The organism is Plantibacter elymi (nom. nud.) (assembly GCF_900177795.1).
Classification (GTDB): Bacteria; Actinomycetota; Actinomycetes; order Actinomycetales; family Microbacteriaceae; genus Plantibacter; species Plantibacter elymi.
In genome coordinates this window covers 326,482-345,357 of record NZ_FXWJ01000003.1, presented here as the reverse complement: position 1 = coordinate 345,357, position 18,876 = coordinate 326,482, and the positions used below count along the sequence as shown (strand labels likewise).

Sequence of the window (18,876 nt, the reverse complement as noted above, 5' to 3'; positions counted from 1 at the left end):
CCATGGTCGGAGCCGCCCGGAAGAGTCGTCGATGCCGTTCGTTCGCCGGTCGGTCTACTGGCGCGTGCGTGGAACGCCGGGATACCCGACAGGTGCGCGGTAGTCTGGGTCGACCCTCCCGTGCAACCGATCGGACCGCATGACGTCGACGACGAACGTACCGTTCGATCAGCCGCCTCGGCCTCGTGGCACGCGCGGGACGTGGGTCTCGCTCAGCGAGGGTCTCGCCGGCCACCGCAACTCGCTCGGCGTCATCCGCCTGGTGCTCGCGTCCGCCGTCATCTTCTCCCACGCATTCCCGACGGGAGGCTGGGGCGAGGACCCGTTGCTGCACCTCAGCCGAGGTCAGGACACGATCGGCGGCATCGCCGTCGCCGGGTTCTTCGCCGTCAGCGGGTACCTGATCGCCAAGAGTGGCGCGTCGGCCGACATCGTGCAGTTCCTCTGGCGGCGGGCCCTCAGGATCTTCCCGGCGTTCTGGACGGTGCTGATCGTCGGCGCACTCGTCGTCGGTCCGATCGCGTGGGTGCTGGCGGGCAACACCCTCCGCTCCTACGTCGGTGGTCAGCCGATCACCTACGTGCTGCTGAACGCCGACCTGATCATGCGGCAGTACGGCATCTCCGACATCTTCGCGCAGACCACTCCCTATGGTCGGTCACTGGGTGGGCAGAGCGTGTTCAACGGTTCACTGTGGACGCTGGTCTACGAGTGGTCCTGCTACCTCCTCATCGCCATCCTGCTCGTGACCGGCGCCCTCCGCCGGGCGAAGTGGGTCGTGCCGGCGCTCGCCGGGGTCTTTTACCTCCTGTTGGTCGTGCACACCCTGTCTCCGCTCACGGTGCAGACGTACCTGCCCTACTTCGCCGACCGGTTCAAGATCACCCTGACGCTCGTCTTCCTCATCGGGTCGACACTCGCCATGTACTCGCGGAGGATCCCGCTGAACGACTGGATCGGCGCGGCGTGCGGTGTCGTGATGGTCGTCACGCTCTTCACCGGCGGGTGGTTCTTCCTGGGGTATCCGGCCTACGCCTACTTCGTCCTCTGGCTCGCGGCTCGACTGCCCAAGCGCGTCCAGTGGATCGGCGCGAAGAACGACTACTCCTATGGCATGTACGTGTACGGCTTCCTCGTGCAGCAGTTCACCGCGTTCCTCGGCTGGCACCTGCTCGGCTACTGGGCCTGGGTCGCGCTCACGATCGTCGTCACCGCAGGGTGCGCCTGGTTGAGCTGGCACATCGTCGAGAAGCGGGCGATGGCGTTGAAGGACCGTGGGCCGGGCCGAGGCATCGCCTTCCTCTCGCCACGGACTCGTCCAGTACCATCGAATGTCGACTCGCCTACAGCTAAGGACACCGCTTCGTGACTGCATCAACCCTCGGGACCGTTCTCGTGACGGGAGGCGCCGGCTTCATCGGCTGCGCACTCTCGCACAAGCTGGCTGCGACCGCGGAGCGCTGGGTCGTCATCGACAACCTGCACCCGCAGGTGCACCCGAGCGCGGAGCGCCCGGCGGACCTCCATGAGGCGGCTGAACTCGTCGTCGGCGACGTCACCGACGCCGCGGCGTGGGACGCGCTGCTCGCCGACGTCCGGCCCGACGTCATCGTGCACCTCGCTGCTGAGACCGGCACGGCGCAGTCGCTCCACGCGGCGACGAGTCACGCCGAGGCCAACGTCGTCGGCACGACGGAGATGCTGGACGCCCTGGGGCGTGCGGGTCAGGTGCCCGCGCACTTCGTCCTCTCGTCGAGTCGCGCCGTCTACGGCGAGGGCCAATGGCAGCGTGAGGACGGCACCGTCTTCGAGCCGGGACAGCGTTCGCACGCCCAGTTCGAGCGGGGCGAGTGGGACTTCCCGGCAGCGAAGCCGTTGCCGAGCCGAGCCGCCGTGACGATGCCGGCCCCCACGAGCGTCTACGGAGCGACCAAGCTCGCCCAGGAGCACATCCTGTCCGCCTGGTCGGCCGCCCATGACGCCAAGCTGACCGTCCTGCGACTGCAGAACGTGTACGGTCCTGGCCAGTCGCTCATCAACTCCTACACGGGCATCGTGTCCCTGTTCTCCCAGCTCGCCATGGACGGCGGCACCATCCAGGTCTACGAGGACGGCCGGATCGTCCGCGACTTCGTGTTCATCGACGACATCGCCGAATCCTTCCGAGCCGTCATCACGGCCGGGCCCGCGGCGGACGTGTCGCGGTTCGACATCGGGTCCGGTGTCGGCACCACGATCCTCGAGCTCGCCCAGGCGATCGCCGCCTACCACGACGCTCCGGCTCCGGTGGTCAACGGCATGTACCGCGACGGCGACGTCCGGCACGCCGAGTGCAGCATCGAGGACTCGCTCGCCGGTCTCGACTGGGCCCCCGCCTGGGACGTCACGCGAGGCGTCGCCGCACTGCAGGAGTGGATCGCCGCCCAGCGTGGTGCCGACGTCCAGGAATAGGGACGTGCCTCCCGAGGTCGCGCGCCGCGGGCCGAACGGCGCCGTCCTGATCCTGCTGGCCACCGCCGTCGGTGGGGGAGCGGGGTACCTGCTGCAGATCGTCACCGGGGTGGCGCTCGGGACCGCCGCCTACGCCTCGTTCGCGGTCTTCTGGTCGGCGCTCTACCTCCTCGTCAGCGCGTTGTCCGGCGCACAGCAGGAGATCGCCCGTGCGACGCACCCGGTCGACCGATCCGGGGCTGGTCCCGGCGAGACCCGACGAGCCCCGGTGGTGCGCAACTTCACCCTCGTGGCGGTGGTCGGGGTGGCGGCGATCCTCGCCGGTTCGGCCTGGATCTGGGTCGGCGCGGTGTTCCCCGACGAGGGTTGGGCGCTCGTGCCACCACTCGTCCTCGGCGTCTCCGCCTACCTGGTGGTGGCAGCCGTGTCCGGCGTGCTGTACGGGCTGTCGTTCTGGGTCGCAGCGGCCGCGATGACCGTGATCGACGGCGTCCTCCGATTCGCGCTCGTCGGCGGCCTGCTCCTGGTCACGACCGACACCGCCGTCCTCGCCTGGGGCGTGGCCCTGCCCTTCGCCATCACCCCGCTCGTCCTCTGGCTGTTCATCCGCCGCGGGGTCGTGGGGCGGTTCGCCGTCGACGTCGGACCGAGGGAACTCAGCTGGAACGTGCTGCGCACCGTCGTCGCGGCCGCGGCGACCGGCGTCATGGTCAGTGGTCTCCCGCTGATGATCCAGGCCACTGGCGACACGGTGTCGCCGGACGCGTTCGGCTCGCTGACGTACGCGATCACCCTCACTCGCGCACCGATCGTCATCGTCGTCCTCGCGCTGCAGAGCTACCTCGTGGTGGTGTTCCGATCCCATGCCGACGCGGTCCTCGGCTGGGTAGCCAGACTCTCCGCGCTCGTCCTCATCGGTGCAGGACTCCTCGCGCTCCTCGCCTGGTGGCTCGGTCCCTGGGCGCTCTCGGTCCTCTTCGGACGTTCCGACGTTCTGGCGGGCGGCACGATCGGCCTGCTCGTCGCGACCGCCGGCCTCGTCGGCGTGCTCTGCGTGACCGGTGCCGCCACCCTGTCCCGCGCACAGCACGGAGCGTTCGCGGGTGGTTGGATCCTCGCCGCCGTCGTGACGGTGGGAGTGCTGCTCCTTCCCCTCGGCCTGCACGAGCGGACGATCCTGGCGCTGACCATCGGCCCGGCCGCGGGACTCCTGCTGCAGGGCGCGGCCCTGTTCCGACCGCCGAGGGCGGACGTCGCCGGAGCGGACGCCCCGCCGGTGCCGCCGTCTGCCTGAACCGTCGGCCTCAGGAGGAGCGGTCGCCTCGACGCGTGTCGGCCAGCCGCTGCTCCAGTGTGCGGATGCGGAGGTCCTGCAGCGCGACCTCTTCGGCGAGGGTGCGGCTGCGGTTCTCCAGCGTCGTGAGTTCCGAGCTGTGCTGGATGCTGACGAGGAAGAGGATGAGGATGCTGACGAAGAAGACCAGGTTCGTCGGGATCTCGACGCCGATCACGCCGGCTGCCCACACGAGGACCTGCGGGAAGACACCGATGACGAGTGCGAGCAGGCCCGCGATCAGCCACCAGATCGCATGGCGTTCGCGGAGCTGGCGCCGACGGAGCATCTCGACGACGAGGCCGAGCGTGAACAGGGCCGCGACGATGCCGAGGATGTACGTGCCGATGGGGATCACGCCGTCACCACCCCTTCGTGGAGCGCGACGGGTGGTCGGATCAGCGCGAAGACGAGCGCGAGACCGGCCCGGGCGAGGTAGCGGGCAGCCTTGAACGGATTGTGCGAAGGAGTGCCACCGGCGCGCGGACGCATGGCGACGGGCACCTGCCGGATGACGCAGCCGGCGCGTGCGGCGATCACGAGCGACTCGATGGTGTCACCGAGGTACTCGGCCGGGTAGTGCTCCGCGAAGAGGCGGACGGCACGAGGGCCCGTGGCACGGAATCCGCTGGTGGTGTCGGTGAGCTTCGTCCTGGCGACGCCGCTCAGAGCGCCGGACAGCACGACCATCGCCCACCTCCGGGGACCCCGGACCTCGTAATCGCCCTCGCCGGCGAAGCGTGCGCCGAGGACGAGGTCGGCGGACTGGAGCTCCTCGACCAGGCGGACGACCCCGGCGGGGTCGTGCTGGCCGTCCGAGTCGACCTGCACGACGTTGCGGTAGCCGTGGGCGAGCGCGTACTTGAACCCCGCGCGCATCGCGCCGCCGACCCCGAGGTTGAAGGGGAGTTCGGCGACGATCGCGCCCGCGGCACGCGCTTCGGTCGTGGTGGCGTCGGTCGAGCCGTCGTTGACGACCAGCACGGCGACCCCGGGGAGCTTCTCGTGGACCTCGCGGACGACCGCCGCCACAGAGGCTTCCTCGTTGAGTGCCGGCATGACGATGAGGGTGCCGGCGAGGGAGGTCGTCATGTGCGGAATCCTAGCAATCGGAGGGCGGAGCGCTCGGGAGGTGGGGCGTGGGGCGGTCAGACCCTGGCGAACACGTGCTCGAGCAGGGCTCGACGCCCTGCGGCGTTGCGGGACCGCAACGCCGCCGGCAGCTCGCTGAGCGCGTTGGCACGCGAGGTCCAGTGGTTCGCGGCCGCTCGGGCCGCGCGCTTCCATCCCAGCGCGGTGAGATCGCGTCGCGCTTCGGCGAACAGGGTCCGCTCCTGCCGGAACTTCGATCCGTCCGGTCCGGTGACCGCGGACACACTCTGGGAGTGTCTCCGGTAGGCGAAGCAGATCTCGTCGTCGAGGACGAGGCTCCCGCCGTCCTTCGTGATCTCGAGGAGCATCGCGAGGTCCTGCACGACGTCGAGGTCGAGCCGGAACTGGTGCTTCCGGAGCGCCTCGACCCGCCAGACGAGCGACGGGAAGTAGGTCCAGTTGCCGCGGAGCAGGCTCGTGGCGAGCTGCTCGCCCCGGTACTCGCGGGCTCCCGTGCCGGAGAACCGGTACATCGCCTTGATCCGATCGGCGAGCGGACTGGACGGGGTGCCGTGTTCGTCGATGACGGACACGCCGGGCTGGATGATCGAGGCGTCGGGGTGCTCGGCGATGAGCTCGCGCACGCGACGGACGTAGTTCGGCAGCATCACGTCGTCACAGCCCATGATGACGGAGAACTCGCCCGTCATGAGGCTCACGCACTTGCGGTAGTTCTTCGAGGGGCGCAGGTTCACCTCGTTCCGGAGGTAGGTGATGCGCGGGTCACCGAGGGCGACGGCCCATTCGCCGGGAGCGAGGTCCGGATAGACGTCGTCGACGATCGTCAGCGTCCAGTCGGGGTCGGACTGCGCGAGCACGCTCTCCACCGCCGCCTGGAAGTGGTCGAAGCGGCCGTAGAAGGGCATCATGATGTCGAGCGTCACCCGGCTACGCTAGCAAGCTTCCTCCGGCGGCCGAGATCGCCGGGCCGTGAGCGCCCGATCGCGGTTCAGCGGGGTCGCGCCGCCGTCGGGTCGAGCGCAGCACGGAACGCATCGAGCGTGCGCTCGGCGGTCGACGCCCAGCTGAAGGCGGCTGCTCTCGCCCGCCCGCGCTCGGTGAGGCTCGTCACCTCGGCTGGGTCGGTCGCCAGGGTGCGGAGACCGGCCGCGATCGACGCGAGGTCGTGGGGATCGACGAACAACGCTGCATCACCGCACACCTCCCGGTGGACGTCGATGTCACTCACGAGCACCGGAACGCCGCTGAGCATCGCCTCGAGCGGCGGCAGGCTGAACCCTTCGGCGAACGAGGGCACGGCCAGAGCGGTCGTCGTGCGGTAGAGCTCACCCAGCTCCTCCGGGGACAGCCAGGACCGCAGCTCCACGAACCGCTCCAGGCCGAGTTCGGCGACGACGGCCCGCAGCGGATCGTCGAGCCCGTGACTGCCGGTCACGACGAGACGCGGGCGCACCCGTTCCTCGACGAGGGCGAGCGCTCGGATCAATCCTTCGTAGTTCTTGTGCGGGCGGCGGTTGCCCGTGGCGAGGATGAACGGGTGCTCGCGATCCGGTTCCCGGGTGGCCGTCCACGGTGTCGACGCGGCCAGCGGGATGACGTCGATCAGGTCCGGGTCGGTCCCGAGGTACTTGACGATCTCCGCCTTCGAGACCTCACTGATCGTGATGATGCGGGAGGCCGCCCGCGAGACCCGACGCTCCATCCACTTCACCGGCCCGGTGTAGAAGGGCGTCGACATCAGGTCCGGGTGGCTCCAGTACAGCAGGTCGTGCATGGTGACCACGAGGGGGAGCGCGGAGCGAGCCGGCCCGAGTGTCGCGGGCGCGTGGATGACGTCCGCTCCGTGCTTCCTCGCGATCCCGGCGATCCGCCAGAGTTCGCCGGCCGCCCACACGAAACGGTTCTCGCCGCTGATCCCGGTGGGGACGATCTCGCCGGGGAACCAGGAGAGATCGCCCAGCATCGCCTCCGCGCTGGCCAGACCGACGAGGTCGAATTCCGCAGCCTGCGGACCGACTGCTCGGTAGAGCTCACGGGTGTAGGTCTCCATGCCGCCCTTCGTCCCGGTGAAGGACAGGAGATCGACGGCAAGCAGAGGCACGAGAGCCGAGCATAGCGGTGGGTGAGGGGTGCTCGGGTAAGCTCGGGCGGGTCGATGTGCCTCAGCAGAGGAACGAACCATTCACCGAGGATCAGCGCGAAGCGATCCGGAGCGGACCCCATGACGGAGCAGCACCCCGTGACCCAGACCCCCATCAAGAAAGCCGTCATCACCGGTATCACCGGTCAGGACGGCAGCTACCTCGCAGAACTCCTCCTGTCGAAGGGGTACGAGGTACACGGCTTCGTGCGTCGTGCGTCGACCTTCAACACCGGGCGGATCGACCACATCTACGACCCCGAGGCGACCCACGACGGCTCGCCCCGGCTCCAGTTGCACTTCGCCGACCTGGCCGACGGTTCGCGCCTGGCGACCCTGCTCGCGGAGATCCAGCCCGACGAGGTCTACAACCTCGCCGCCCAGTCGCACGTGCGCGTGAGCTTCGACGAGCCCGAGTACACGGGCGACACGACCGGCATCGGGACGGTCCGGTTGCTCGAGGCCATCCGCCAGATCGGTCTGCACTGCCGCTTCTACCAGGCCTCGAGCTCCGAGATGTTCGGTGCGACGCCGCCGCCGCAGAACGAGGAGACCCCCTTCTACCCGCGTTCGCCCTACGGCGTCGCGAAGGTCTACTCCTACTGGATCACCCGGAACTACCGCGAGGCCTACGGCATGTTCGCGGTCAACGGCATCCTGTTCAACCACGAGTCGCCGCGACGCGGTGGCACTTTCGTGACCCGCAAGATCACGCGCGCCGCTGCGCGGATCGCCGCCGGTCGGCAGGACTTCCTCTACATGGGCAACCTCGACGCCGTCCGAGACTGGGGCTACGCGCCCGACTACGTCGAGGGCATGTGGCGGATGCTGCAGGCCGACGAGCCGACCGACTTCGTGCTCGCCACCAACACGGCGTACACGGTCAAGGACTTCCTGCAGTTCTCCTTCGAGCGGCTCGACCTCGACTGGGAGCAGTACGTCAAGTTCGACGAGCGCTACCTCCGCCCCACCGAGGTCGACGCGCTGATCGGCGACTACGCGAAGGCCGAGTCCGTCCTCGGCTGGACCCCGAAGGTGCTCCCGCCGCGGCTCGCGCAGATCATGGTCGACTCCGACGTCGCCGAACTCGAGGCGTCGGGCAAGCCCTACATCGACACCGCGGAGGTCTAGGCGCGGTGCGCGTCCTCCTCACCGGTGGTGCCGGCATGCTCGGTTCGAGCATCGCCGAGGTCTGGCCCACGCTCCGCGCCGCCGACGAACTGATCGTGGCGACGCGCGCGGACGCCGACCTCACCGATCGCGCCGCCGTCGCAGCCCTCATCGGTCGGACGGCGCCGGACGCGATCGTGCACACCGCAGCGAAGGTCGCCGGCATCCAGGCGAAGCTGCAGCGCCCCACCGACTTCCTGCTCGACAACCTCCTGATCGACACCTCGGTCATCCGAGGCGCGATCGACGCCGGTGTCCCCGAGCTGCTCTACGTGTCGAGCGCGGCGATCTACCCCGAGGGGCTCCCACAGCCGATCGGTGAGGACGCGCTCCTCAGCGGCACACTGGAGGGCGCGAACGAGGGATATGCGCTCGCGAAGATCGCCGGGACGAAGCTCTGCGAGTACGCCAGTCGTCAGTATGGCTTCGCCTATCGCGCAGCAGTGCCGTCGAACCTCTACGGCCCGGGCGACGACTACACGCACGGGCAGGCACACCTCATCGCCGCGGCGCTCGGCAAAGTCCATGCCGCAGTCACCGGCGGCTCCGACGAGGTCGAGGTCTGGGGCGACGGCACCGCCCGACGGGAGTTCACCTACACGCCCGACCTCGCGGCGTGGCTCGTCACGCAGCTCGGCTCACTCGACGCGTGGCCCGTCACGCTCAACCTCGGGCCTGGTGTCGACCACAGCATCACCGAGTACTACGAAGCAGCCGGTCGCGCCGTCGGCTTCACCGGTCGCTTCCGGTACGACGCCACCAAGCCGTCCGGCGTGCACCAGCGCCTGCTCGACTCCGCCGCCGCCCGCGCGCTCGGCTGGAACCCCACCACCCCGCTCGCGGCCGGCGTCGCCGCGAGCTACCACGCCTACCTCGCAGCTCAGGAGCCACAGACAGCATGACCGACGACACCTTCGACTCCGGTTTCCCCCTCGCCACGTCCTCCTGGGATGCCGCGGAATACGCCGCCATCCAGCGCGTCGTCGACAGCGGCCGCTTCACCATGGGGCCGCTCGTCGCGCAGTTCGAGCGCGACTTCGCCACCGCGTTCGGCGCCGGTTTCGGCGTCATGGTCAACTCGGGGTCCAGCGCGAACCTGCTCGCGATCGCGGCGGCCGTCCTCGACGACCGGGTCGACCTGCAGGCCGGTGACGAGGTCCTGGTGCCCGCCGTCTCCTGGGCCACCACCTACTACCCGCTCCAGCAGTACGGCCTCATCCCGAGCTTCGTCGACATCGACGTCGACACGCTCAACCTGGACCTCTCGCTCGCCGAGGCCGCAATCACCCCGCGCACCAAGGCGATCTTCGCGGTCAACCTCCTTGGCAACCCGAACGACTTCGCGGCGCTCACGGCGCTCGCCGAACGTCACGGTCTCCTCCTGTTGGAGGACAACTGCGAGTCGCTCGGCGCGAAGGACGACGGTCGGTTCGCCGGCACGGTCGGCGCGATGGGCACGTTCAGCGCCTTCTTCTCCCACCACATCTCGACGATGGAGGGTGGGATGATCCTGACGGACGACGAGGCCACGGCGCAGATGCTCATCTCGCTGCGGGCCCACGGCTGGACGCGCGGACTCCCCGAGCAGAACGCCGTGCACGACAAGTCGGGCGACGAGTGGGACGACCTCTTCCGCTTCGTCCTTCCCGGCTACAACGTCCGTCCGCTCGAGATGTCCGGCGCGATCGGCATCGAGCAGATCCAGAAGGTCCCATCGCTCATCGCCGGTCGTCGCGAGAACGCCGTGTACTGGACGGAACGCTTCGCCGACCTCGACTCCGTGCGCATCCAGCGCGAGCAGGGCGAGAGCAGCTGGTTCGGCTTCTCCCTCGTGCTCGAGGGCGCGCTCGCCGGCCGACGCAAGGAGGTCGTGCGGGCGTTCGCTGCCGAGGGGATCGAGTCACGGCCCATCGTGGCGGGCAACTTCACGAAGAACCCGGTCATGAAGTACCTCGACGCGAAGGTCCCGGCTGAACTCCCCGCCGCCGACAAGATCCACGAGGACGGGCTCTTCGTGGGCAACCACCACTTCCCGGTCCACGCCGGTATCGACCGCGTGTACGACGCGGTGGCCAAACTCTCCTAGGCTGGGTCTGCGCGGTCGCCCCACCGGTCCGCAGCAGCTTCCGTCCCACTGTCCACCTCTTCCCCCGACCGACGAGGACCGTGCACCGTGAACCAGCCGATCAACGCGCCATCGAACGACGTCCTGAGCCTTCCCGAGGCGGCCTCGCGCCTCCTCGGATGCAAGGCGGTGCTGTTCGACCTCGACGGCGTCATCACCCCGACCGCAGAGATCCACATGCATGCCTGGGCGAAGCTCTTCACCGACGAGCTCGTCGCCCGCGGGATCACTGAGCCGTACACCGACGCCGACTACTTCCAGTACATCGACGGCAAGCCGCGGTACGACGGGGTGCGCGCGATGCTCGCGTCGCGTGGCATCACGCTTCCCGAGGGCTCGCCGTCCGACGCCCCCGAGCTCGAGACCGTGTGTGGCCTCGGCAACCGGAAGAACTCGGTCTTCTCGGCCGTCCTGGAAGCCGACGGCATCGCGGCGTACCCGGGATCGTTGACCTTCCTCGACACCGTCGAGCAGGCAGGCCTCCAGGTCGCCGTGGTGTCCAGTTCCAAGAACGCCGAGGTCGTCCTCCGAGCGGCAGGACTCCGTGAGCGGTTCCCGGTCGTGATGGACGGCGTCGTCGCCGCGCGCGAGGGGATCGCCGGCAAGCCCGCTCCGGACACCTACGTCGAGGCCGGTCGTCTGCTCGGCCGCTCCCCGGCTGAGTGCGTCGTGGTCGAGGACGCGCATTCCGGCGTCGAGGCGGGGCGTCGCGGTGACTTCGGTCTCGTGCTCGGCGTCGACCGCGGCATCGGGCACCAGGCGCTCATCGACGCGGGCGCCGACATCGTGGTCGACGACCTCGCCGACCTCGTCGACCCGCTGCGGTCGGCCTCGCGAACAGCCGGGCCGGACGATCCGGCCGACGACCAGACCCCCACGGCACCCCACGACTCCTCCGAGGACCAGGCATGAACCACATCACCAGCGACCCGCTCGACCGTCATCGGTTCCCGCTCGACGACTGGGCACTCGTCGAGACGCATGTCGACGCGGACGACGAGGGCACGACTGAGACCCTGTTCGCGCTCGGCAACGGCTACCTCGGCTTCCGCGGCAACGTCGAGGAGGGCCGCGACGGCCACGTCCACGGCACGTTCATCAACGGGTTCCACGAGACCTGGCCGATCCGTCACGCCGAGGAGGCGTTCGGCTTCGCCCGCGTCGGCCAGACGATCGTCAACGCGCCCGACACGAAGGTCGTCCGCCTCTACGTCGACGACGAGCCGTTGATCCTCAACGACGCCGACCTCCTGAGCTTCGAGCGTCGCCTCGACTTCAAGACCGGTGTCCTCAGCCGTGAACTCGAATGGCGGACGCCCTCCGGGAAGCGCGTCCACATCCGCTCCCGTCGCATGGTGTCCTTCACCGACCGCCATCTCGCGGTCCTCGACTACGAGGTCACGTTGCTCGACGCGGACGCGTCGCTCGTGCTCTCCAGCCAGATCATCAACCGTCAGGACCGTCAGGACGACTACCTGACGAACGCACCCGAGCCGGGGATGGGTGATCCGCGCAAGGCGGAGTCCCTCACCGAGCGGGTGCTGCAGCCGCGGTACAAGCTCATCGATGGTCCGCGCGCGATGCTCGGCTACCAGACGACGAACTCCGGCATGACGATCGTGGCCGGCGCCGACCACACGATCGAGACCGAGAACGAGTACGAGGTCTCGACGCACATCGAGGCCGACCTCGCGAAGCACGTGTACACGATCCGCGGCCGCGCGGGCGTGCCCACGAAGCTCACCAAGATCATCAGCTACCACACCTCCAACGCCGTCCCCCCGAAGGAACTCGCCGACCGTTGTGCCCGCACGCTCGACCGTTCCGCTGAGAACGGCATCGAATCGGCGATCCGCAACCAGGAGCTGTGGCTCGAGGACTTCTGGGCGCGCTCCGACGTCGAGGTCCACGGACAGCCGGCCATCCAGCAGGCGACGCGTTGGAACCTCTTCCAGCTGGCGCAGGCGTCCGCACGCACGGACGGCGGCGGTGTCGCGGCGAAGGGCGTGTCCGGCTCCGGGTACGGCGGCCACTACTTCTGGGACACCGAGGTCTACGTCCTCCCGTTCCTCAGCTACACGGCACCGCTCGTTGCGCGGAACGCCCTCCGGTTCCGTCAGAACATGCTCGACGCCGCCCGCTCCCGCGCGACCGAGCTCAACCAGCACGGCGCCCTGTTCCCGTGGCGCACGATCAACGGGCTCGAGTCGTCCGCGTACTACGCGGCCGGCACGGCGCAGTACCACATCGACGCCGACATCTCCTATGCGCTGCGGCAGTACGTCGCGGCGACGGGGGATGAGGACTTCCTCGCTCGCGGAGCCGTCGACATCTTCGTCGAGACGGCGCGCATGTGGGCCGACCTGGGCTTCTGGCGCGCGAACGGCAAGGACTCCTTCCACATCTACGGGGTCACGGGGCCCGACGAGTACACGACCGTGGTGAACGACAACCTCTACACGAACGTCATGGCGCGGTCGAACCTGCTGTCGGCCGTCGAGGCCGTGGAGCGCCTTCGCGAGGACGATCCGGCCTCCTTCGAACGCCTGGTCACGCGGCTGTCGCTCGACGACGCCGAGGTCCGCGAGTGGCAGCGCGCCGCCGAGCACATGCACATCCCCTTCGACAAGCGGCTCGGCATCCACCCGCAGGACGCCCAGTTCCTCGAGAAGGAGCTGTGGGACCTCGATCACACGCCTCCCGAGCACCTCCCGCTGCTCCTGCACTTCCACCCGCTCGTCATCTACCGGTTCCAGGTGCTCAAGCAGGCGGACGTCGTGCTGGCGCTGCTCCTGCAGGGCGACCACTTCACCGACGAGGAGAAGCTCGCCGACTTCGACTACTACGATCCGCTGACGACGGGCGACTCGACCCTGTCGGCGGTCGTGCAGTCGATCATCGCCGCCGAGGTCGGGTACCAGCGGCTCGCGCTCAAGTACTTCTGGTCGGCGCTGTTCGTCGACCTCGCGAACCTGCACCGCAACACGCCGGACGGCGTGCACGTCGCCTCCACCGGTGGCGTGTGGAGTGCGCTCGTGCTCGGCTTCGCCGGCATGCGAGACCACGGCGGCGTCATCTCCTTCTCACCGCGCCTGCCGGTCGACTGGCAGGGCATCACCTTCCGGCTCACGGTCAAGGGAACGCGGGTGCGCATCTCCGTCCGGCGCACCGAGATGCGGTTCACCGTCGAGGAGGGCGATTCCGCCTCGTTCGTCGTCGGCGGCGGCAACGTCCTCGTCGAGGCCGGGACGACGGTCACCGTTCCGCTCGACAACCAGGGTCCGCACCTCGTCGGCGAGCCGAGCGCGAGCGACATCGAGGGCAGCCGCCGTGCCGACGGCTCGCTCATCACCGTGTCGATGCCGACGATCGCGCTCGGCCCGGCCGACACCGAGTCCATCCCGATCATCCAGCCGCAGTCGGAGTAAGCGACTCCCGCCGTCCGCTGAGGCACTCGACCGACCGTCGAGTGGCTCAGCGGAAGGCGGTCTGCCCCGTGCGCCGGTTCCTGGCCGTTGGGCCGGGAGCGGTGCGACGCTAGACCGTCAGGGCCTGTCTGAAGGTCTCGAGCGTCTGGGTCGCCGTGCGCTCCCAGGAGAACCGCTCCGCCTGCTCGAGACCGGCCGCGGCGAGGCGTCGCATCTCATCGGGCCGGGTCACGGCAGTGCGCATGACCGATGCGATGCTGTCGAGTGACCTGGGGTCCAGGTAGAGGGCCGCATCTCCGCAGACCTCGTGGTAGACGGGGATGTCGCTCATCATGACCGGGAGACCCACCATCATGGATTCGAGCGCGGGGAGGCTGAAGCCGTCGACGAACGAGGGCATCGCCATGATGGTCGCCCGCCGGTAGAGCTCTCCGAGCTCATCGCTCGTGAGCCAGCCCTTGAGCTCGACCCAGTCCTGCATGCCGGTCTCCTCGACGACCGCCTGCAGGGGGTCCTCTCCGTGGCTGCCGGTGATCACGAGCCGCGGGCGTTCGTGCTCGGCGAGCAACGGCAGCGCTCGGATGAGGCTGGCCCAGTTCTTGTGGGGGCGACGGTTACCGGTCGCGAGGACGAACGGTCGCTCCTGATCGGGTTCACGCCGGCCGTCGATGGTCGGCATGGTGCCGGCCAGCGGGACGAGGTCGATCCTGGCCCGCGGGACGTGCAGATATTTCTCGATCTCGGAACGGGAGACCTCGCTGATCGTGAGGACCCTGGTCGCGTTCTTGGAGGTGAGGCGCTCCATGAGCTTCACGGGGCGGGTGTACAACGGCGTCGTCATGAGCTCCGGATTGCTCCAGTACAGCATGTCGTGCATGGTGACGACCGACGGCATCGACGAGCGCGCCGGCCCGAGCGTGGCGGGGGAGTGGATGAGGTCCGCTCCGTGTCGCTTCGCCTGACGAGCCACCTGGAACAGCTCGCCGTAGGCCCAGATGAACCGGTTCTCGCCGCTGATCCCGGTGTCGACCATCTCGCCGGGGAACCATGAGCGGTCGAGCCGGTATCCCTCTCGGCTGGCGAGCCCGACGAACTCGAACTCGCTGCCCTGTCGGCCGATCTCCCGATAGAGCTCGCGGGCGTAGGTCTCCATGCCGCCCTTCGTCCCGGTGTAGGAGAGGAGGTCGACGGCTACGCGGGGCATAAGGCCCGAGGATACCAGCGAGACGGTGGGGATAGGCTGGTGGGCGGTCCGGCGAGCGGTGAGGAGCGGGTCAATGCCAGGAGCACCAGTCGACGCACGCGTCTCCGTCTCCCTGTGCACCTACAACGGTGAGGCGTTCCTCGGCGATCAGCTGGCGAGCATCGCCCGGCAGACCGTGCTGCCCGGCGAGATCGTGATCAGCGACGACGGGTCGACCGACGGTACGTCGGTCATCGTCGAGCGGTTCGCCGCCACGTCGCCGGTCCCGGTGCGATTCCTGCGCAACCCGACCGCGCTCGGCGTGACGCGCAACTTCGAGCGTGCCATCCGTGCGACCGTCGGAGACCTGGTCGTCCTGTCCGACCAGGACGACGTGTGGCGGCCCGACCGTCTCGAGCGTGCGCTGGCTGCCTTCGACGCGCGACCGGAACTGCAACTCGTGTGCTCCGACGCGCGGCTCGTCGGAGCCGACGGTGCTCCGCTCGGCACCACCCTCTTCGCCTCGCTGTCGATCGGGCCGCACGAGCGCGACCGCATCCGCGCGGGCGACGCGTTCGGTGTGCTCTTGCGACGCAACCTCGTCACTGGCGCGACCGCGATGTTCCGACGTGCGGTCTTCGACGCGGCCGCGCCGTTCCCCGCACCGTGGGTCCACGACGAGTGGTTGGCGATCGTCGCCGCATCACGAGGACCGATCGAGTTCCTGGATGAACCGCTCGTCGACTACCGGCAGCACGGCGCGAACCAGATCGGGATCGTCGAGCCGACGCTGGCGTACAAGATCTCGAGACTGATGCAGCCGGGGCGGCAGCGCAACAGCGACATCGCGGATCGCGTCGCAGGGCTCGCTTCCTGGCTCGACGACGCCCGTGATCCCGCGCCGCGCGCCGACCCCTCGGCGGTCGTCGCCAAAGCGGCCTTCGAGCGGTTCCGGGCCGATCTCGCTCCGGCCCGGTGGCGACGGATCCTCCCCGTCATGCTGCGTGCTCCCCGCGGCGAGTACCAGCGGTATGCGAGCCAGGGGGCGCTGGACATCCTGAGGGATCTGCTGCAGCCGGCCTAGCCTCGGGTCAGATGCCATACGGCCGCGCCGACCAGGACGACGCCGAGGGCGAGGAGGCCACCCCGCCACGGGGCCCGGTGGCGAGCGGCGAGGAGGAGCAGCGCCATCACGACGAGTTCCCGGGCGTTCACGAGCCAGGCCGCGAGCTGCAGGTCCTGGAGGGCGACGAGGCCGACCGGGAGGGACAGCAGCACGCCGACCGCTTTGATCGGACTCGCCCAGCGCATCCGGCTCTCGGCCTGGAGGACCGCTGTGATCGACCAGGCGACGACCGAGGGAGCGACCGACAGGGCGAGGATGGGGACGAGTGCGAGGGCGGGGTCCCAGTCGTCTGCGAGGAAGGGGGCCACGATCAGCTCAACCCCGATGCTCGTCGCCACGGCGGCCAGGACCGCCAGGACCAGCGATCGTCGGAGCGAAGCTTCCGTGACCGCGACGATCTCGGACCCTCGGCCGTCACGTGCCGCCTCGGTGAGGGCCGGCCGGAGGACGTTGACCGCGGCAAGCGCCGCCGCGTCGCCGATGCTGCGTGACAACGACATGGCGAATGCGTATTGGCCCAGGCGCGAACCGCCCGCAAGACCCCCGATCGAGAGGCGGTCGGTCTGTCCCTGTCCCCAACCGAGGAGGGCGAAGAGCGCCGTGTGCAGGTAGTCGCGGAACACGCCGCCGGTCAGCTCCGAGGGTCGCGTCCCGGTGTCTGCTCCACGTCCCAGTCGCGCCGCTCGCCGACGGTTGAGGACGGCGAACCCGGCTTCGGCGAGGAGCGCCTGCAGCGCGCTCGCGAGGAGCGACCCTGTCGCGACCAGCGTCGGCACGCTGCACAGGAGGGAGCAGGTCGACGACCATGCCTGATTCGATGCGATGTCCTTCCAACGCCCCGATCGCTGCAGTCTGACCAGGGCATCGATACCGGCGGCCGACGCGGCGGGGACGAGGACGAACGGCGCGAGGGCGAGCGCCTGCCACCGGTCCTGCTCCGCCTGTGTGAGGAGGAGCGCCATGACGACGACCGAGAGGAGGGCTCCTCCGACGACGGCGGACCACACCCGGAACCGTCCGATGAATCGTGCCCCGGAAGCGGTCCCGTCGTGGACGACGGCGGTCTGCCGAGCGGCCGTGTCGCCGACGGTCTGGACCAGCGTGAGGGCGAGGACCATCCACGCGTACATGCCGACGACGGACGGCGCGAGGCTCGCGGCCAAGACGAGCATGATGAGCGCCGAGGCCGCGCGCGGCAGGACCCGCTCGAGCACCGACCACGCGAGGTTGATCACGGCACGACTCGTTCGTGGGGACCTTGCGATCCTCGATGATATGTCAGTATCTTTGTTTGTACGTGTGAGTGGGGATGAAACATGATGCGCAAACGGCTGGGCCTCATCGTCGGTTCGATCGAGGTGGTCGTGCTGTGGCTGGCATCGATGACGCCGAGCAACGGGCTTCGTATCATCGCGCTGCGCGGCTGGGGTGCGGCGATCGGTGCGGGGTGTGCGATCCACCACGGACTCCAGGTCCGTGTCGCCCGGCGGCTCGTCCTCGGGGTGGACTGCTTCATTGCCGAGGGCGTGACCCTGGATGCGCGCGGTGGGCTGTCGGTCGGATCCCATGTGAGTATCAACAGTGGAGCACAGATCTGGACCGCCCAACATGACATCCGCTCGCCCGACTTCGCGTACGTGTCGGCTCCGGTACGGATCGGCGACCGCGCCTGGATCAATGCCAGGTCGATCATCCTGCCCGGGGTGTCTGTCGGGGAGGGGGCGGTGGTCGCGGCCGGGGCGGTCGTCACGAAGGATGTCGCCGCCTGGACCATGGTGGGTGGGGTTCCGGCCAGCGTCATCGCCGAACGCCCGAAGGTCGACGCCTACCGCCTCGAGGCGAAACGGAACAAGGTGTGGTGGTGGTGACGCCTGGCCTCGAGCACGACGTGGTGCGGACGCGGGTCGTCACAGGTACCACGTCCTCGAATGCATGCTCTCGACCAGGCGCCCGGCTCGCGACGCCAGCCGTTCGACACCTCGGCGGCGTCGGGCGCTTCCCGGGCGAGCCGACACGATCTGCAGGACTCCGACGACGATGACCGCGGGCAGATCCCAGCCGAGGGATCGTGGCATGCCTCGCGAACCGTGTCGGTGGAACAGTCGGACCGTCCCTCGACCATAGGCGAAGAATTGCCGTGACACCGCCCGGAGGTTCTCGCGCAAGCGATACTCGACCAGGGCTTCGGGGACGGCAGTCGTCGGGTGGCCTGCTTCTGCGGCGCGCCAGAAGAAGTCGGTCTCATCGCCTCCTCCCCGGAGTGATTCATCGAAGCCACCGATCCGGTCGAAGACGTCTCGTCTGACGCCGCAGTTCGCTCCCGGCGGCCACGGATGGAATCGGTGCAACGTGCTGACCGCCTCCTGTGTACCGTCTGACATGCCGTTCGGGAGGACCCGTCGGAGCGGTCCGCCCACACAGTCCGCGCCCCGCTCGAACGCGCGCACGTGCGCCTCGATCCACCCTGGTTCGACGACGTCGTCGGCATCGCAGAACAGCACGGCGGTTCCTCGAGAGGCCAGGATGCCGACATTGCGAGCGTGGTTGATTCCAGGTCTTCCTCCGGCGCCGACGAGTCGGATGCGCTCGTCCATCTCGATGAACCGGCGCACCAGCTCGGCCGTCCCGTCGCTCGAGCCGTTGTCGGCGACGATGATCTCGACGTCCGCGGCGTGCTGCTGAGCGAGGAGCGCCTCGAGTTGGTCTGAGAGGGTGGCCGAGCCGTTCCGGCACGGGATGACGATCGAATACACAGGTCTCCAGGGGTGGAACGGGCGGTGACAACCTACTGAACCGACCGACTAACA

The 18,876-nt window shown here is 68.9% G+C and carries 17 protein-coding genes; 10 read left to right on the top strand and 7 right to left on the bottom strand.

Translation table 11 applies throughout. The features are described 5' to 3' along the window. The first annotated feature begins 139 nt into the window (after positions 1-139). From CCK91_RS11060 to CCK91_RS11050, 3 genes are read left to right on the top strand one after another with little or no spacing between them, the layout of a single operon-like run. Entirely contained in the window at positions 140-1,369 is a 1,230-nt protein-coding gene (locus CCK91_RS11060; protein WP_086474050.1) for an acyltransferase family protein, read from the top strand. After that, positions 1,366-2,451 (top strand): NAD-dependent epimerase/dehydratase family protein, encoded by a 1,086-nt coding sequence (locus CCK91_RS11055; RefSeq protein WP_086474049.1) that lies wholly within the window; start codon positions 1,366-1,368, stop codon positions 2,449-2,451. The genes CCK91_RS11060 and CCK91_RS11055 overlap by 4 nt, the downstream gene beginning before the upstream one ends. A gap of 4 nt (positions 2,452-2,455) precedes the next feature. Next, the gene (locus CCK91_RS11050; RefSeq protein ID WP_086474048.1) at positions 2,456-3,745 is read left to right on the top strand and encodes a hypothetical protein; all 1,290 of its coding nucleotides are present in this window, start codon (positions 2,456-2,458) and stop codon (positions 3,743-3,745) included. A gap of 10 nt (positions 3,746-3,755) precedes the next feature. On the opposite strand, the gene CCK91_RS11045 is transcribed toward CCK91_RS11050, so the two are convergent. The 4 genes from CCK91_RS11045 to CCK91_RS11030 form a co-directional block, all read right to left on the bottom strand. Next, positions 3,756-4,142 carry a DUF2304 domain-containing protein gene (locus tag CCK91_RS11045; RefSeq protein ID WP_240555495.1) on the bottom strand — a complete coding sequence of 129 codons (387 nt, stop codon included), beginning with the start codon at positions 4,140-4,142 and terminating at the stop codon, positions 3,756-3,758. Beyond that, a complete protein-coding gene (locus CCK91_RS11040) occupies positions 4,139-4,876 on the bottom strand; it encodes a glycosyltransferase family 2 protein (RefSeq protein ID WP_086474047.1) in 738 nt (245 codons plus the stop codon). The genes CCK91_RS11045 and CCK91_RS11040 overlap by 4 nt, the downstream gene beginning before the upstream one ends. Before the next feature lie 56 nt (positions 4,877-4,932). Continuing rightward, complete coding sequence (locus tag CCK91_RS11035) at positions 4,933-5,820, bottom strand: glycosyltransferase (RefSeq protein WP_086474046.1); 888 nt, start codon at positions 5,818-5,820, stop codon at positions 4,933-4,935. Between the two features lie 65 nt (positions 5,821-5,885). Continuing rightward, complete coding sequence (locus CCK91_RS11030) at positions 5,886-6,998, bottom strand: glycosyltransferase family 4 protein (RefSeq protein ID WP_165767024.1); 1,113 nt, start codon at positions 6,996-6,998, stop codon at positions 5,886-5,888. A gap of 138 nt (positions 6,999-7,136) precedes the next feature. Between CCK91_RS11030 and gmd the strand changes: the two genes are divergently transcribed. The 5 genes from gmd (at position 7,137) to CCK91_RS11005 (ending at position 13,760) form a co-directional block, all read left to right on the top strand. Continuing rightward, positions 7,137-8,168, top strand: a complete 1,032-nt coding sequence (gmd, locus tag CCK91_RS11025; RefSeq protein WP_242664514.1) for a GDP-mannose 4,6-dehydratase — start codon at positions 7,137-7,139, stop codon at positions 8,166-8,168. Positions 8,169-8,173: 5 nt separating this feature from the next. Further along, the gene (locus CCK91_RS11020) at positions 8,174-9,109 is read left to right on the top strand and encodes an NAD-dependent epimerase/dehydratase family protein (RefSeq protein ID WP_086474044.1); all 936 of its coding nucleotides are present in this window, start codon (positions 8,174-8,176) and stop codon (positions 9,107-9,109) included. After that, the gene (locus CCK91_RS11015; protein WP_086474043.1) at positions 9,106-10,293 is read left to right on the top strand and encodes a DegT/DnrJ/EryC1/StrS family aminotransferase; all 1,188 of its coding nucleotides are present in this window, start codon (positions 9,106-9,108) and stop codon (positions 10,291-10,293) included. The genes CCK91_RS11020 and CCK91_RS11015 overlap by 4 nt, the downstream gene beginning before the upstream one ends. 123 nt (positions 10,294-10,416) lie before the next feature. Beyond that, the gene (locus tag CCK91_RS11010; protein WP_086474314.1) at positions 10,417-11,244 is read left to right on the top strand and encodes an HAD family hydrolase; all 828 of its coding nucleotides are present in this window, start codon (positions 10,417-10,419) and stop codon (positions 11,242-11,244) included. After that, a complete protein-coding gene (locus tag CCK91_RS11005) occupies positions 11,241-13,760 on the top strand; it encodes a glycoside hydrolase family 65 protein (protein ID WP_086474042.1) in 2,520 nt (839 codons plus the stop codon). Before CCK91_RS11010 ends, CCK91_RS11005 begins: the two co-directional genes overlap by 4 nt. 109 nt (positions 13,761-13,869) lie before the next feature. Here CCK91_RS11005 and CCK91_RS11000 read toward each other — a convergent pair whose 3' ends face one another. Further along, positions 13,870-14,964 (bottom strand): glycosyltransferase family 4 protein, encoded by a 1,095-nt coding sequence (locus tag CCK91_RS11000; RefSeq protein WP_086474041.1) that lies wholly within the window; start codon positions 14,962-14,964, stop codon positions 13,870-13,872. Positions 14,965-15,037: 73 nt separating this feature from the next. Between CCK91_RS11000 and CCK91_RS10995 the strand changes: the two genes are divergently transcribed. After that, a complete protein-coding gene (locus CCK91_RS10995; RefSeq protein ID WP_086474040.1) occupies positions 15,038-16,027 on the top strand; it encodes a glycosyltransferase family 2 protein in 990 nt (329 codons plus the stop codon). Here the strand turns inward: CCK91_RS10995 and CCK91_RS10990 are convergent. Further along, positions 16,024-17,304, bottom strand: a complete 1,281-nt coding sequence (locus CCK91_RS10990; RefSeq protein WP_086474039.1) for a lipopolysaccharide biosynthesis protein — start codon at positions 17,302-17,304, stop codon at positions 16,024-16,026. The two genes, CCK91_RS10995 and CCK91_RS10990, sit on opposite strands and share 4 nt — an antisense overlap. Before the next feature lie 81 nt (positions 17,305-17,385). Between CCK91_RS10990 and CCK91_RS20075 the strand changes: the two genes are divergently transcribed. After that, on the top strand, positions 17,386-17,937 hold the full coding sequence (locus CCK91_RS20075) for an acyltransferase (protein WP_086474038.1): 552 nt from the start codon (positions 17,386-17,388) through the stop codon (positions 17,935-17,937). A 39-nt stretch (positions 17,938-17,976) separates the two neighbouring features. Here the strand turns inward: CCK91_RS20075 and CCK91_RS10980 are convergent, their stop codons facing one another. Next, positions 17,977-18,822 carry a glycosyltransferase gene (locus CCK91_RS10980; protein WP_086474037.1) on the bottom strand — a complete coding sequence of 282 codons (846 nt, stop codon included), beginning with the start codon at positions 18,820-18,822 and terminating at the stop codon, positions 17,977-17,979. Between the last annotated feature and the right edge of the window lie 54 nt (positions 18,823-18,876).